The organism is Yersinia sp. 2540 StPb PI, assembly GCF_052217165.1.
Classification (GTDB): Bacteria; Pseudomonadota; Gammaproteobacteria; order Enterobacterales; family Enterobacteriaceae; genus Yersinia; species Yersinia enterocolitica_E.
Genome location: NZ_JAZGQC010000001.1, coordinates 236,570 through 251,493, shown reverse-complemented (window position 1 = coordinate 251,493; position 14,924 = coordinate 236,570). Strand labels below are relative to the sequence as shown.

Genomic DNA, 14,924 nt, shown 5'->3' with positions numbered 1-14,924 from the left:
ACAATCCTTTGGAGTAGAACATGAGCGATAAAATTATTCACCTGAGTGACGACAGCTTCGACACTGACGTGCTGAAAGCCAGCGGCCTGGTTCTGGTCGATTTCTGGGCTGAATGGTGTGGTCCGTGCAAGATGATTGCTCCGATTTTGGATGAAATTGCTGAAGAGTACGAAGGCAGACTGACCATCACTAAATTGAATATTGATGACAATCAGGGCACGGCACCGAAATACGGTATCCGTGGTATCCCTACATTGTTGTTATTCCGTGACGGTGAAGTAGTGGCCACCAAAGTGGGTGCCTTGTCTAAAGGCCAGCTTAAAGCCTTCTTGGATGCAAATCTGTAAGCGGTATTAGCCGTCAATACCCAAAGTCGTTGGCGTTGCAGCAAGTGAGCTTCGATGAGCTGACTAAGGTTAGTGATTCGGGCGACAAATCTGCCAGAAGCAGATTTGAGCACTGTTTGCAGCGGGCTCAACGAGGTGAGGTTCATGGATGGGCTGAGTTGTAATAGCGGCTAACACGGCTGTGGCTGCAAGGCTGTAGGGTATGTTTAGCGGCAGTTGTGATTTCTCACACTGACCGCTAGACGCCTGCAAAGAAGCGTGTTAAGTTTACTCTACTGCATATAGAACATTCCTGTGTATCGAGTCCGGGTTTATAGCATCTAGCTTATTCTTTAGTATCTAATTTACTCTTTAGCATCTAATAAATAGTCTGTAGCACCTAAATAGTTTGAATCTAAAGCTTTACTCTATGTCGAAATAATGTGTGTTGAGAATGATTATGAACTCAATCAGTTTTTTGACAGTCTAACGGTTTTACAAATCAGTCTAAGGTACCTTCAATCTTTTGACCGTTGTGTCGCGCAAATCCCGCGTAAGTCATTACTTGCGTAGTTTGCTCAAGGCCGGTGATTGAATGTCCCATTAAACAGGCACGGATGACGCTGCCATACCATTCACGACCATAGTTCGAGACATACCCCGAGTTTAAGAACCCACCATTATGAATCTTACCGAATTAAAGAACACGCCGGTTTCTGATCTGATAACACTTGGCGAAAATATGGGGCTGGAAAACCTGGCCCGGATGCGTAAACAAGATATTATTTTCTCTATTCTTAAGCAGCACGCGAAAAGTGGAGAAGATATCTTCGGTGACGGTGTATTGGAGATATTGCAGGATGGATTTGGTTTCCTCCGCTCTGCAGACAGCTCCTACCTCGCCGGTCCCGACGACATCTATGTATCCCCAAGCCAAATTCGCCGTTTCAACCTTCGCACTGGTGATACCGTTGCCGGTAAGATTCGTCCGCCGAAAGAGGGTGAGCGTTATTTTGCATTGTTAAAAGTTAACGAAGTTAACTACGACAAACCGGAAAACGCCCGTAACAAAATCCTGTTCGAAAACTTAACCCCATTACATGCCAACTCTCGTCTGCGCATGGAACGTGGTAATGGTTCGACGGAAGATTTAACTGCCCGTGTACTTGATTTGGCCTCGCCAATCGGTCGCGGTCAACGTGGTCTGATTGTGGCACCGCCTAAAGCGGGTAAAACTATGCTGTTGCAGAACATCGCTACCAGCATTGCTTACAATCACCCTGATTGCGTCTTGATGGTATTGCTGATTGACGAACGTCCTGAAGAAGTGACTGAGATGCAACGTCTGGTTAAGGGTGAAGTTATTGCTTCCACTTTTGATGAGCCAGCATCCCGTCACGTTCAGGTAGCTGAAATGGTTATCGAGAAAGCGAAACGTCTGGTTGAGCACAAAAAAGACGTTATCATCTTGCTGGACTCCATTACTCGTCTGGCCCGAGCATACAACACCGTGGTTCCTGCTTCAGGTAAAGTGCTGACAGGTGGTGTGGATGCTAACGCCTTGCATCGTCCTAAGCGTTTCTTTGGTGCTGCACGTAATGTTGAAGAGGGCGGTAGCCTGACCATCATTGCCACGGCATTGGTTGATACCGGTTCTAAAATGGATGAAGTTATCTATGAAGAATTTAAAGGTACCGGCAACATGGAACTGCATTTATCGCGCAAAATTGCCGAAAAACGTGTGTTCCCAGCCATCGATTTCAACCGCTCTGGTACACGTAAAGAAGAGCTGCTGACCACCACTGAAGAGCTGCAAAAAATGTGGATCTTGCGCCGTATTCTTCATCCAATGGGTGAAATCGATGCGATGGAGTTCCTCATCAGTAAACTGGCAACAGCGAAAACTAACGATCAGTTCTTCGATAATATGAGACGTTCGTAAGTCGAGTAAAATCAGTCAAAACGCCACGCACAGTCGTGGCGTTTTTTGCTTTTGGAATATACGATAGTTGGGCTTGTTATCCATTAAGTGATAGGCATTCCATAATTTATGGCTATTTTGGTAGTTATTCTCATTACCAATGAGAAAATAGCAAAAAATAGAGTTGGGAATAACAAGCAAGGCTGTCATCATATTCGGAAATAACTGAAAGCGTGGGGAAGGCATGGTATGCGCCAAGCCGCATGCTAAGCTGTCGTATCATTTTTGCAGAGAGCGGTTAAACGTGAACTTACTCACTATGAGTACTGAAATATTTATTATATTCCTGTTTTCTCTGGCATTTTTATTTGTTGCTCGCAAAGTTGCCAAGAAAATCGGACTCGTTGATAAACCTAATTATCGCAAACGTCACCAAGGGTTGATTCCATTAGTGGGCGGAATATCCGTGTTTGCGGGTATTTGTTTTACCTTTCTGATAACCAATCAGCAGATCCCTCATTTCCGACTCTATCTCGGTTGCGCCGGTTTATTGGTGTTCATTGGTGCTTTAGATGATCGCTTTGATATCAGTGTAAAAATCCGTGCCTTTGTTCAGGCATTGGTGGGTATCGCCATGATGGCAGTCGCGGGGCTCTATTTGCGGAGCCTGGGACATGCTTTTGGTCCGTGGGAGATGTCATTAGGGCCATTTGGCTATGTCGTCACACTGTTCGCGGTGTGGGCGGCGATAAATGCTTTCAATATGGTGGATGGTATTGATGGTTTACTGGGGGGGCTGTCTTGTGTCTCTTTCGGTGCCATGGGTATTCTATTGTATCAAAGCGGGCAGATGGCATTGGCATTATGGTGCTTTGCCATGATAGCCGCTATCTTGCCTTATATTCTGTTAAACCTTGGGTTATTAGGGCGTCGCTATAAAGTCTTTATGGGTGATGCGGGCAGTACGCTAATTGGCTTCACCGCTATTTGGATGTTGCTGCAAACCACACAAGGGAATTCCCATCCGATTAACCCGGTGACTGCATTATGGATTATTGCAATTCCATTGATGGATATGATTGCCATCATGTACCGGCGTTTACGTAAAGGAATGAGTCCTTTCTCACCAGACCGTCAACATATCCATCACTTGATTATGCGTGCTGGTTTTACCTCACGGCAGGCATTTGTCTTAATTACACTGGCGGCAGCGTTGTTAGCGGCGATTGGTGTTATTGGCGAAAGGCTGACATTTGTCCCTGAATGGGTGATGTTGGCATTATTCTTGCTTGCATTTCTGTTGTATGGCTACTGCATTAAACGAGCATGGCGTGTGGCACGTTTTATCAAACGGATGAAGCGTCGGATGCGTCGTGCATCGCAAAATAAGCATGAATCTTAACCTGAGGCTTTTAGGCAGTGATGAAACCAGAATCTATGTCGACTGATAAAACAGGGTCTACCAATAATGAGCCTACTGTGGATAACGAATTAGATATCCGCAGCCTGTTCCGTACTCTTTGGCGCGGTAAGGTGTGGATTATCGGTATGGCAATTCTTTTTGCTGCGATCGCGCTGGGTGTTTCCTATCTGGTGAAACAACAGTGGAGTGCGACAGCCATTACTGACCGGCCAACAGTCAATAATTTGGGTGGTTTTTATTCTCAGCAGCAGTTTTTACGTAATCTGGATACTCGCATTAATAGCGGAGTTGCCAGTGAACAACCCGGTATCTCTGACGAAGCTTATGGTGAGTTTATTACCCAACTTGCGGCTTACGATACCCGTCGTGATTTCTGGCTGCAAAGTGATTACTACAAACAGCGTCTGGAAGGTGATGCCAAGGCTGATGCCGCATTACTGGATGAGCTGATAAACAATATTGTTTTCACCCCACGCGATGACAAAAAAATGCTGAATGACAGCATTAAATTGACGGCAGAAACGGCCAGTGATTCCAATAAATTACTTCGTGGTTATATTGATTTTGCCAGTCAGCGTGCTGCCAGCCATTTGAACGATGAGATTCAAGGGGCATGGGCGGCTCGTACTCAATCGATGAAAGCACAAGTTAAACGGCAAGAAGCGGTCGCTCAAGCGGTGTTTGATCGTGAAGTGACGGCAGTTAAGCAAGCATTGAAAGTCGCAGGTCAGCAAGGAATTAACCGAAACCAAACGGATACTCCGGCAGAGCAGTTACCAGATTCCAAGATGTTTATGCTGGGTAAACCGATGCTTGAAGCCCGTTTGGAAACATTACAGGCTACCGGACCAAGTTTTGATATTGATTACGATCAGAACCGTGCCATGCTGGCAACATTGAACGTCGGTCCAACGTTGGATAAGACGTTCCAGACATATCGCTACTTACGTACACCGGAAGATCCAGTTACCCGTGATAGTCCGCGCCGTATTTTCCTGCTGATTATGTGGGGTGCGATTGGCGCACTAGTTGGGGCTGGCGTGGTGTTGGTTCGTCGTACCAGTATACCAGCGTAATTCATTGGCGTTGCCGTCGGGTAAAGCGGCCATGTAGCAGTGCCAGGTAAAAAGAGTATAAATCGTTAATGGGCGCATTGTGCGCCCAACTTGCAGGCGTTGTCTGCGGCTAACTGACCTTAAAGAGATTCACTGTGAAAGTGTTGACTGTTTTTGGCACCCGGCCTGAAGCCATTAAGATGGCTCCTCTGGTGCATGCCTTGGCTCAGGATGAAGCCTTTGAATCGAGAGTCTGCGTGACGGCCCAGCATCGCGAGATGCTGGATCAAGTGTTACGCTTATTTGAGATTCAACCGGACTATGATTTAAATATCATGAAACCGGGACAGGGATTGACGGAAATAACCTGCCGTATTTTGGAAGGGTTAAAGCCTGTTCTGGCAGAATTTAAGCCAGACGTTATTTTAGTTCATGGCGATACGACCACGACACTATCAACCAGCCTGGCGGCATTTTATCACCGTATTCCTGTCGGCCACGTCGAGGCGGGATTGCGCACAGGGAATCTCTATTCTCCGTGGCCGGAAGAGGCCAACCGTCAACTGACGGGGCATCTTGCTATGTACCATTTCGCACCGACCGAGAATTCCCGCCAAAACCTGCTCCGTGAGATGGTGCCGGAGAACCGCATTTTTGTCACCGGCAATACGGTGATCGATGCGCTGTTCTGGGTGCGGGATCGGGTGATGAATAACCCGGAGTTACGCTCCAGCCTGGCGCAACGCTACCCGTTCCTTGATATCAGTAAGAAGATGATTTTGGTCACGGGTCACCGTCGTGAGAGCTTTGGTGGTGGTTTTGAGCGGATTTGCAGTGCGTTAGCTGAAATTGCCCTTAAGCACCCCGAGGTGCAGGTGGTTTATCCGGTGCATCTCAACCCGAATGTCAGTGAGCCGGTCAATCGCATCTTGAAGGGTATTGATAATATCATTCTGATTGACCCGCAAGATTACTTGCCATTCGTGTATCTGATGAACCACGCTTACCTGATCCTGACCGATTCTGGCGGTATTCAGGAAGAAGCGCCTTCATTAGGTAAGCCGGTGTTGGTGATGCGTGATACCACCGAACGCCCGGAAGCAGTCGATTCCGGTACGGTTCTGTTGGTTGGCACTAATATTAATAAAATTGTCGATGCAGTGACCCGCTTGCTCACTGATGAAACTGCCTATCATCAAATGACACGGGCGCATAATCCTTACGGTGACGGGCATGCCTGTCAACGCATCCTTGAAGCTTTAAAGAATCATCAGGTGACGTTATGAGTTTTGAAACTATTTCTGTTATCGGTCTTGGGTACATTGGTCTGCCAACTGCTGCTGCTTTCGCGTCGCGCAAGAAGAAAGTGATTGGGGTTGATGTCAACGCCCATGCTGTTGAAACCATTAATCGCGGTGCTATCCATATCGTGGAGCCGGATTTAGACAAAGTGGTGAAGATTGCTGTTGAAGGCGGTTACCTGCAAGCGGTGACCAAACCGCTGGCAGCTGATGCGTTTCTTATTGCCGTACCGACACCGTTTAAAGGCGATCACGAACCGGATATGGTTTATGTTGAATCAGCTGCTAAATCTATCGCCCCAGTATTGAAAAAAGGTGATCTGGTCATTCTGGAATCCACCTCTCCAGTTGGTGCGACTGAACAAATGGCCCAATGGCTGGCTGAAGTGCGCCCGGATCTGAGCTTCCCACAGCAAGCCGGTGAAGATGCTGATATCAACATCGCCTACTGCCCTGAACGTGTGTTACCCGGCCAGGTCATGGTTGAACTGATTCAGAATGACCGTGTTATCGGTGGTATGACGCCGAAATGTTCTGCCCGCGCCAGTGAGTTGTATAAAATCTTCCTCGAAGGCGAATGTGTGGTGACTAACTCCCGCACTGCTGAGATGTGTAAGCTGACAGAAAACAGCTTCCGCGATGTTAACATTGCTTTTGCCAATGAATTGTCACTGATTTGTGATGAGCAGGGCATCAATGTGTGGGAGCTGATTCGCTTGGCGAACCGTCATCCACGCGTAAATATTTTGCAGCCAGGCCCAGGTGTGGGTGGCCACTGTATCGCAGTTGATCCGTGGTTTATCGTTTCACAAAATCCACAATTAGCTCGTTTGATCCATACAGCACGTTTGGTGAATGACGGCAAACCATTGTGGGTCGTGGATCGGGTTAAAACCGCTGTTGCTGATTGTTTGGCAGCCACCAATAAACGTGCTTCTGAAGTGAAAATTGCCTGCTTTGGCTTGGCATTTAAACCCAATATTGATGACCTGCGTGAAAGCCCGGCAGTCGAAATTGCCCATTTGATCGCCGAATGGCATATCGGCGAAACATTGGTAGTTGAACCTAATGTTGAGCAACTGCCAAAATCACTGGCAGGTCACGTGACACTGAAAGACACCGCGACTGCGTTGCAGCAAGCGGATGTGCTGGTGATGTTGGTCGATCACCGCCAATTCAAAGCAATTAAACCTGAAGATGTGAAGCAATCGTGGATTGTTGACACCAAAGGAGTATGGCGTTGAGACGCATTCTAGTCACAGGCGGGGCCGGTTTTATCGGCTCTGCGGTGGTAAGACATATTATCGATGATACTTCAGACAGCGTAGTGGTGGTAGATAAGCTCACCTACGCCGGAAATCTGGAGTCATTGGCTGTTGTCGCCCAGAGCGAACGTTATGCGTTTGAACAGGTAGATATCTGCGATCGCGCCGAATTGGATCGGGTTTTTGCGCACTATCAGCCGGATGTGGTGATGCATCTGGCGGCAGAAAGTCATGTGGACCGCTCGATTGATGGCCCAGCGGCTTTTATCGAAACTAATGTGGTGGGCACTTACACTATGTTAGAAGCGGCGCGCCATTATTGGCAGCAACTGCACGCTGAGGCGAAATTAACATTTCGCTTCCACCATATCTCAACTGATGAGGTGTATGGGGATCTGCATGGTACGGATGATCTGTTTACCGAAACCACACCTTATGCGCCAAGCAGCCCCTATTCAGCGTCTAAGGCGTCCAGTGACCATTTAGTTCGTGCTTGGTTGCGGACTTATGGCCTACCGACGCTGGTAACTAATTGCTCAAATAACTATGGTCCCTATCATTTCCCTGAGAAGTTGATACCGCTGGTTATTCTGAATGCGCTGGCGGGTAAACCGTTACCGGTGTATGGCAATGGCGCACAGGTACGCGACTGGTTGTATGTCGAAGACCACGCGCGGGCCTTGTATCAGGTGGTTACCGAAGGTGTGGTGGGCGAAACATACAATATTGGCGGCCATAATGAGCGCAAAAATATTGAGGTGGTTGAGACCATTTGTACACTTCTGGATGAACTTATCCCCACCAAACCGGCCGGAATTGTGCATTACCGTGACCTGATTACTTATGTCAAAGACCGTCCAGGCCACGATATGCGCTATGCCATCGATGCCGGCAAAATTGAGCGGGAATTAGGCTGGCGGCCACAGGAAACCTTCGAAAGTGGCATCCGCAAAACCGTATTGTGGTATTTGAATAATGAATCGTGGTGGCGGCGGGTACAGGATGGTTCTTACGCCGGTGAGCGTTTGGGCTTAAGCGACTGACGATAGGTTCGTAGTCTATTAATCACTGGGATGACGTCATCCAGTAGTTTGCATGATGTTTTGCCTGTGTATAACGTCTGCCTGATGGTTTCAGGAGATTGTATGTTTCAGGAGATCGTATGAAAGGCATAATTCTGGCTGGTGGTTCTGGTACCCGTTTGCACCCCATCACCCGTGGCGTTTCTAAGCAACTGCTTCCCGTCTATGATAAACCGATGATTTACTATCCGCTGTCAGTGCTGATGCTGGCAGGGATCCGTGACGTCTTGATTATTTCCACCCCAGAAGATTTGCCGTCGTTTCAGCGCTTGCTGGGTAATGGTGATGAGTTTGGTATTCATCTGAGTTATACCGCACAACCGAGTCCCGACGGATTGGCACAGGCATTTATTATCGGGGAAGAATTTATCGGCAATGAACCTTGCTGCTTGGTTCTTGGCGATAATATCTTCTTTGGTCAAGGTTTTAGCCCGAAACTGAAACATGTGGCGGAAAGGACCAAAGGGGCAACCGTTTTCGGTTATCAGGTGATGGATCCCGAGCGTTTTGGTGTGGTGGAGTTTGATGACAATTTCCGCGCGTTGTCTATCGAAGAGAAACCAAGTCAGCCTAAATCCAAATGGGCGGTGACCGGGCTTTATTTTTATGATAATCAAGTTGTTGATTTTGCTAAAAAAGTCAAGCCATCGTCGCGTGGTGAACTGGAAATTACCAGTATCAACCAGATGTATCTGGAACGTGATGAATTAACCGTTGAGCTCTTAGGCCGTGGTTTTGCCTGGCTGGACACAGGGACGCATGACAGCCTGATTGAGGCCAGTACCTTTGTGCAAACCGTTGAAAAACGGCAAGGTTTCAAAATTGCCTGTCTGGAAGAGATCTCCTGGCGTAATGGCTGGTTGGATGATGACGGTGTCAGGCGTGCGGCGACTGCACTAGCCAAAACCGGTTACGGCAAATATCTATTGGATCTGTTACATGCCCGTCCACGCCAGTATTGAGCCCTTGGACTGGGAAAGTGAATTTTTCCAGCGCCACAGTGCAAAACTGATTTTCTCCGACTCAGCCCCGCAGCTTAATCCGGCTGAGTTGGACGCTTTTACGCTTACCCAAGCTAAAGTACCTACCCATCGCCTTGATCTCATTGATTCTCTTGGTCAACTCGATTTCCATCTGGTTGAAGGAGAAGTCGATCTCTCGTTAGCCATTGATGTAAAAAATGTAATTGGCACGGAAAATGCTTCATCTGAGGCCGATGTCACTGTATCCAGACACCGAGTTGCAACGGCGGCGGATATCCCGCAATTGCGCAGCGTCGCCACCAATGCTTTTGCATTAAGTCGTTTCCGTGCGCCGTGGTATGACCCGCAGGACAGTGGCCGATTTTATGCATTGTGGGCAGAAAAAGCCGTATTGGGTACGTTCGACCATCAATGTTTATTGGTGACTGATACGTTGGGCCAGCCAGCGGGGTTTGTGACGCTACGAGACTTGCAAGATGGCAGTGCGCGTATTGGCTTGTTGGCGGTATTCCCCGAGGCACAGGGTAAAGGTGTTGGTTCATCGTTAATGTCGGCGGCAAAGCAGTGGTGCCAGAGTCATGGGTTACAGCGATTACGGGTAGCCACACAGATGAGCAATATTGCTGCTTTACGTCTTTATATTCGCAGTGGTGCTGCTATTGAGAGCACCGCGTATTGGTTATGCAGGGGATGAGATGATTCCATTTAACGCTCCACCGGTAGTAGGCACCGAACTTGGTTATATGCAGGCCGCGATGGCTAGCGGTAAATTATGCGGTGATGGTGGGTTTACCCGTCGCTGTCAGCAGTGGATGGAGCAGCGTTTCGGTTGTCCGAAAGTTTTACTGACGCCTTCTTGCACCGCCTCACTGGAAATGGCTGCGTTGTTACTGGATATCAAACCCGGCGACGAAGTGATCATGCCGAGTTTCACCTTTGTTTCCACCGCGAATGCCTTTGTGCTGCGTGGGGCAAAAATGGTGTTTGTCGATATCCGCCCAGATACCATGAATATCGATGAAACCAAGATTGAAGCGGCGATTACTGATAAAACCAAGGTTATCGTGCCAGTCCATTATGCAGGTGTTGCCTGTGAGATGGATACCATTATGGCGTTGGCGAAAAAGCATGATCTGTTTGTGGTAGAAGATGCCGCTCAGGGTGTGATGTCCACCTACAAAGGCAAAGCGTTAGGGACTATTGGCCATATCGGCTGCTTTAGTTTCCATGAAACCAAGAATTACACGGCTGGCGGTGAAGGTGGCGCGACGCTCATTAATGACCCGTTACTGATAGATCGCGCTGAAATCATTCGCGAAAAAGGTACCAACCGTAGCCAGTTCTTCCGTGGGCAGGTCGATAAATATACCTGGCGTGATATCGGCTCTAGCTATCTGATGTCTGACTTACAGGCCGCTTATCTGTGGGGCCAGTTGGAAGCCGCAGAACAAATTAACCAACGCCGTTTGGCGCTGTGGCAAGCCTATTATGATGCTTTCAAACCGTTGGCTGATGCTGGGCGCATTGATTTGCCAGTGATCCCCGGTGATGTGGTGCAAAATGCGCATATGTTTTATATCAAACTACGCGATATTGACGATCGTTCTAATTTTATCAGCTACTTAAAAGAAGCTGAGATTATGGCGGTATTCCATTATATTCCGTTGCATGGTTGCCCGGCAGGTGAGGCATTTGGCCGTATGGCGGGTGAAGACCGCTTTACCACCAAGGAGAGTGAGCGTCTGGTTCGCTTGCCTATCTTCTTTAACCTGACTGATGTGAATCAGAAAACGGTCATTAATACTGTTCTGAGTTTCTTCGCCTGATATGTCTCTGGCAAAAGCATCGATTTGGACTGCTGGCTCTACGCTGATTAAAATCGGCGTAGGGTTGTTAGTGGTTAAGCTGCTGGCGGTGACCTTTGGTCCCAGCGGCGTTGGGCAGGCAGGTAATTTTCGCCAGCTAATTACGGTATTAGGCGTGCTTTCCGGCGCGGGTATCTTTAACGGTATTACTAAGTATGTTGCTGAATATCATCAACAACCTGAACGTTTACGTGCGGTACTGGGTACCTCTTCAGCGATAGTGTTGGGGTTCTCCACTCTGCTGGCGTTAATTTTTTTGCTGGCAGCTAAACCTGTTAGTTTTGCGTTATTCGGCCATGGGGATTACCAGAATGTGGTGCGCGCAGTGGCGCTTATCCAGATGGGTATTGCCTACGCCAACCTGTTTTTGGCGATCCTCAAAGGCTATCGCGACGCCATGGGTAATGCGCTGGCGGTGATAGGCGGCAGTCTGATTGGTGTCGTGGCGTATTATCTTTGCTTTCGTATCGGCGGTTATCCCGGCGCATTAGTGGGGTTGGCATTAGTCCCCGCGCTGGTGGTGATACCTGCGGCAGCCATGCTGATTCGCCGCAAGACTATCCCCCTAAGTTATCTTAAACTTAGCTGGGATAAGGCATTAGCCAGCCATTTAGGTAAGTTTACTATCATGGCACTGATTACCTCAGTGACCTTGCCAGTCGCCTATGTGATGATGCGTAACTTGCTGGCAGATAGGTATGGTTGGGATGCCGTCGGGATCTGGCAGGGGGTAAGCAGTATTTCAGATGCTTATCTACAATTTATTACGGCGTCATTTACGGTCTATTTGCTACCCACACTCTCAAGGCTCAAAGCTAAAGCGGATATCTCTCGTGAAATCCTGCGCTCACTGAAATTTGTCTTACCGGCAGTGGCGACCGCCAGTTTGATGGTGTGGCTGTTACGTGATTTTGCTATCTGGCTGCTGTTTTCGCACCAGTTTACCGCCATGCGTGACCTGTTTGCCTGGCAGTTGGTGGGTGATGTGTTGAAAGTCGGGTCGTATGTGTTTGGCTATCTGGTTATTGCCAAAGCCTCTTTGCGCTTTTACATTCTGACGGAAGTGAGCCAGTTCTTACTGTTGACCGGGTTTGCCCATTGGTTAATTCCAATGAATGGCTCTTTAGGTGCAGCACAGGCCTATATGGCAACTTATATCGTCTATTTTGCGCTCTGTAGCTGCGTATTCATTATGTATCGTAGACATTCATCACCGTAGACACTCTTTACAGTAGAAAAAAATGACAACCCTGATTCATGTACTGGGATCTGATATCCCGCACCATAATCTGACTGTGCTGCGCTTCTTTAATGACGTGCTGACAACGCGTGTGCCGATAGAACAGGTGCGGCATTTTATGGTCGCGGCAAAAGAGACAGCACCTTTTTCGTCATTCCCTCAGTTGGATATCGAAACGCACAGCAGCAAGAAAGCTTTGGCTGAGGCGGTTATCGCCCGTGCACAAGCTGATCGCAGCACGCGCTTCTTCTGGCATGGTCAGTTTAATGCCACCCTGTGGCTGGCCCTACTGAGTGGCAAAATCAAGCCACGCCAGGTTTACTGGCATATCTGGGGTGCTGATTTATATGAAGATGCCAAAAGCTGGAAGTTTCGCCTGTTTTACCTATTGCGGCGTATTGCTCAAGGGCGGGTTGGTCATGTTTTTGCGACCCGTGGCGATTTAATCCATTTTCAGCAGCGTCATCCGCGGGTGCCCGCATCGTTGCTCTATTTCCCAACCCGTATGGATCCGGCATTGACGGGGGTCAACATCGAAAAGTCGTTAGCTGGCCCGATGACTATTCTGGTGGGGAACTCTGGTGATACCACCAATCGTCATATCGAGGCGTTGCAGGCCATTCATCAGCAATTTGGCCCTGATGCCCGGGTTATTCTGCCGATGGGGTATCCGGCTAATAATGAGCTGTATATCGAGCAGGTCAGGCAGGCTGGGCTGGCGCTGTTTGCCGCAGAAAATCTGCGTCTCCTGACAGAACAGATCCCGTTCGATGATTATCTGAATATCCTGCGTGAATGCGATTTGGGCTATTTTATTTTTAATCGGCAGCAAGGTATCGGCACCTTATGTTTATTAACGCAATTTGGTGTGCCTTTTGTCTTGAGTCGCAAAAACCCTTTCTGGCAAGACTTGGCTGAGCAGCATATTCCGGTACTTTTCTATGGTGACTCATTGGATGAGCCGTTGATCCGTGAGGCACAGCGCCAATTAGCCGGGCTGGATAAGCAATCTATCGCTTTCTTTAATCCAAATTATATCGAAGGTTGGCAGCAGGCGCTGGCGTTGGCCGCAGGAGAACACCCATGACGCTGGGGCAATTTGGTGGTCTTTTCTGTGTCTATCTGATGGCAGTTATTTTTATCCTGACATTAACCTATCAGGAGTTTCGGCGGGTTCGTTTTAACTTCAATGTGCTGTTTTCAATGCTTTACCTGCTGACTTTCTATTTTGGCTTCCCATTGACTTGTATGCTGGTGTTTCAGTTCGGGGTTGCGGTGGTGCCGGTTGAGTACTTATTGTATGCAATGCTGTCGGCCACGGCCTTTTATGGCATTTATTATGTGAGTTACAAAACACGCCTGACTAAGCCGCGCCGCCAGCCACGGGCGCCGGTATTCACCATGAATCGGGTGGAAACTAATCTGACCTGGATACTGTTGGCACTGGTGGCTATTGGCACTGTCGGCATCTTCTTTATGCAAAATGGTTTCCTGTTGTTTAAGCTCGATTCCTACAGCAAAATCTTCTCCAGTGATGTTTCGGGTGTGGCACTGAAGCGCTTTTTCTACTTCTTTATCCCGGCGATGTTGGTGGTCTATTTCTTGAAACAAGATATGCGCGCCTGGTTTTTCTTCCTGGCAAGCACGGTGGCGTTTGGCATCCTGACCTATGTTATCGTCGGCGGTACCCGCGCTAATATCATTATCGCGTTCTCATTATTCCTGTTTATCGGTATTGTTCGCGGTTGGATAACGTTGTGGATGTTGGCTGCGGCAGGTGTCTTTGGGATTGTTGGTATGTTCTGGCTGGCCCTGAAACGCTATGGTTTGGATGTGAACGGCGCAGAGGCATTTTACACTTTCCTCTACCTGACACGGGATACCTTCTCGCCGTGGGAAAACCTAGGGCTGCTGCTACAAAACTACGACAAAATAGATTTCCAAGGGCTGGCGCCGATTATTCGTGATTTTTATGTCTTTATTCCCAGTTCGCTTTGGCCGGAGCGTCCAGACTTGGTACTTAATACCGCCAATTACTTTACTTGGGATGTGCTGGATAATCACTCCGGGCTGGCTATCTCTCCAACCCTGATCGGTTCTTTGGTGGTCATGGGCGGGGTGCTGTTTATTCCACTGGGTGCCATTGTCGTAGGATTAATCATTAAATGGTTCGATTGGCTCTACGAACAAGGCAAAGCAGAAAACAACCGTTATAAAGCGGCAATTCTGCAAAGTTTCTGTTTTGGTGCGGTATTTAACATCATTGTATTGGCACGGGAAGGATTAGATTCGTTTGTGTCACGCGTGGTGTTTTTCTGCGTGATTTTTGGTGCCTGTCTGGTACTGGCAAAATTGTTGTATTGGTTGTTCGATACCGCGGGTTTGATAACGCAACAGTTACAGCGTCGGGTTAACAAGCCGAAGCGTTCATCCACTCCTGAAACGGGCCGCCAACTGTAAGGA

The 14,924-nt window shown here is 48.2% G+C and carries 13 protein-coding genes; all 13 read left to right on the top strand.

Translation table 11 applies throughout. The annotated features are described in order from the left end of the window. The first annotated feature begins 20 nt into the window (after positions 1-20). The 13 genes from trxA to wzyE all read left to right on the top strand — a co-directional run bounded on the left by trxA (position 21) and on the right by wzyE (position 14,921). On the top strand, positions 21-347 hold the full coding sequence (gene trxA / locus V1956_RS01125) for a thioredoxin TrxA (RefSeq protein ID WP_004714235.1): 327 nt from the start codon (positions 21-23) through the stop codon (positions 345-347). Positions 348-1,008: 661 nt separating this feature from the next. Continuing rightward, a complete protein-coding gene (gene rho / locus V1956_RS01120) occupies positions 1,009-2,268 on the top strand; it encodes a transcription termination factor Rho (RefSeq protein WP_004704159.1) in 1,260 nt (419 codons plus the stop codon). 283 nt (positions 2,269-2,551) lie between these two features. Then, positions 2,552-3,649, top strand: coding sequence for a UDP-N-acetylglucosamine--undecaprenyl-phosphate N-acetylglucosaminephosphotransferase (gene wecA, locus V1956_RS01115; protein WP_420074677.1), 1,098 nt, complete (start codon positions 2,552-2,554; stop codon positions 3,647-3,649). Positions 3,650-3,669: 20 nt separating this feature from the next. Continuing rightward, the gene (gene wzzE / locus V1956_RS01110; RefSeq protein ID WP_372560085.1) at positions 3,670-4,746 is read left to right on the top strand and encodes an ECA polysaccharide chain length modulation protein; all 1,077 of its coding nucleotides are present in this window, start codon (positions 3,670-3,672) and stop codon (positions 4,744-4,746) included. Positions 4,747-4,880: 134 nt separating this feature from the next. Continuing rightward, positions 4,881-6,011 carry a non-hydrolyzing UDP-N-acetylglucosamine 2-epimerase gene (gene wecB, locus V1956_RS01105; RefSeq protein ID WP_372560084.1) on the top strand — a complete coding sequence of 377 codons (1,131 nt, stop codon included), beginning with the start codon at positions 4,881-4,883 and terminating at the stop codon, positions 6,009-6,011. Continuing rightward, on the top strand, positions 6,008-7,270 hold the full coding sequence (gene wecC, locus V1956_RS01100; RefSeq protein ID WP_372560083.1) for a UDP-N-acetyl-D-mannosamine dehydrogenase: 1,263 nt from the start codon (positions 6,008-6,010) through the stop codon (positions 7,268-7,270). The genes wecB and wecC overlap by 4 nt, the downstream gene beginning before the upstream one ends. Beyond that, the gene (gene rffG, locus V1956_RS01095) at positions 7,261-8,334 is read left to right on the top strand and encodes a dTDP-glucose 4,6-dehydratase (RefSeq protein WP_420074676.1); all 1,074 of its coding nucleotides are present in this window, start codon (positions 7,261-7,263) and stop codon (positions 8,332-8,334) included. Before wecC ends, rffG begins: the two co-directional genes overlap by 10 nt. Positions 8,335-8,453: 119 nt before the next feature. After that, positions 8,454-9,335 (top strand): glucose-1-phosphate thymidylyltransferase RfbA, encoded by an 882-nt coding sequence (gene rfbA, locus V1956_RS01090; RefSeq protein WP_442824730.1) that lies wholly within the window; start codon positions 8,454-8,456, stop codon positions 9,333-9,335. Continuing rightward, positions 9,313-10,050: a dTDP-4-amino-4,6-dideoxy-D-galactose acyltransferase gene (rffC, locus tag V1956_RS01085; protein ID WP_420074675.1), complete on the top strand. Its 738-nt coding sequence runs from the start codon at positions 9,313-9,315 to the stop codon at positions 10,048-10,050. Before rfbA ends, rffC begins: the two co-directional genes overlap by 23 nt. Position 10,051: 1 nt before the next feature. Then, complete coding sequence (rffA, locus tag V1956_RS01080) at positions 10,052-11,182, top strand: dTDP-4-amino-4,6-dideoxygalactose transaminase (RefSeq protein ID WP_372560079.1); 1,131 nt, start codon at positions 10,052-10,054, stop codon at positions 11,180-11,182. Position 11,183: 1 nt separating this feature from the next. Beyond that, the gene (gene wzxE, locus V1956_RS01075; RefSeq protein ID WP_420074674.1) at positions 11,184-12,440 is read left to right on the top strand and encodes a lipid III flippase WzxE; all 1,257 of its coding nucleotides are present in this window, start codon (positions 11,184-11,186) and stop codon (positions 12,438-12,440) included. Between the two features lie 22 nt (positions 12,441-12,462). After that, complete coding sequence (locus V1956_RS01070; RefSeq protein WP_372560077.1) at positions 12,463-13,548, top strand: TDP-N-acetylfucosamine:lipid II N-acetylfucosaminyltransferase; 1,086 nt, start codon at positions 12,463-12,465, stop codon at positions 13,546-13,548. Continuing rightward, positions 13,545-14,921, top strand: a complete 1,377-nt coding sequence (gene wzyE, locus V1956_RS01065) for an ECA oligosaccharide polymerase (RefSeq protein ID WP_372560076.1) — start codon at positions 13,545-13,547, stop codon at positions 14,919-14,921. The genes V1956_RS01070 and wzyE overlap by 4 nt, the downstream gene beginning before the upstream one ends. The last annotated feature ends 3 nt before the right edge of the window (positions 14,922-14,924 follow it).

Excerpts from the sequence above, each read along its gene's own strand:
- trxA (WP_004714235.1), top strand. The coding sequence starts at position 21 with ATGAGCGATAAAATTATTCACCTGAGTGACGACAGCTTCGACACTGAC.
- rho (WP_004704159.1), top strand. The coding sequence starts at position 1,009 with ATGAATCTTACCGAATTAAAGAACACGCCGGTTTCTGATCTGATAACA.
- wzzE (WP_372560085.1), top strand. The coding sequence starts at position 3,670 with ATGAAACCAGAATCTATGTCGACTGATAAAACAGGGTCTACCAATAAT.
- wecC (WP_372560083.1), top strand. The coding sequence starts at position 6,008 with ATGAGTTTTGAAACTATTTCTGTTATCGGTCTTGGGTACATTGGTCTG.
- rffG (WP_420074676.1), top strand. The coding sequence starts at position 7,261 with ATGGCGTTGAGACGCATTCTAGTCACAGGCGGGGCCGGTTTTATCGGC.
- rfbA (WP_442824730.1), top strand. The coding sequence starts at position 8,454 with ATGAAAGGCATAATTCTGGCTGGTGGTTCTGGTACCCGTTTGCACCCC.
- rffC (WP_420074675.1), top strand. The coding sequence starts at position 9,313 with ATGCCCGTCCACGCCAGTATTGAGCCCTTGGACTGGGAAAGTGAATTT.
- rffA (WP_372560079.1), top strand. The coding sequence starts at position 10,052 with ATGATTCCATTTAACGCTCCACCGGTAGTAGGCACCGAACTTGGTTAT.
- wzxE (WP_420074674.1), top strand. The coding sequence starts at position 11,184 with ATGTCTCTGGCAAAAGCATCGATTTGGACTGCTGGCTCTACGCTGATT.
- V1956_RS01070 (WP_372560077.1), top strand. The coding sequence starts at position 12,463 with ATGACAACCCTGATTCATGTACTGGGATCTGATATCCCGCACCATAAT.
- wzyE (WP_372560076.1), top strand. The coding sequence starts at position 13,545 with ATGACGCTGGGGCAATTTGGTGGTCTTTTCTGTGTCTATCTGATGGCA.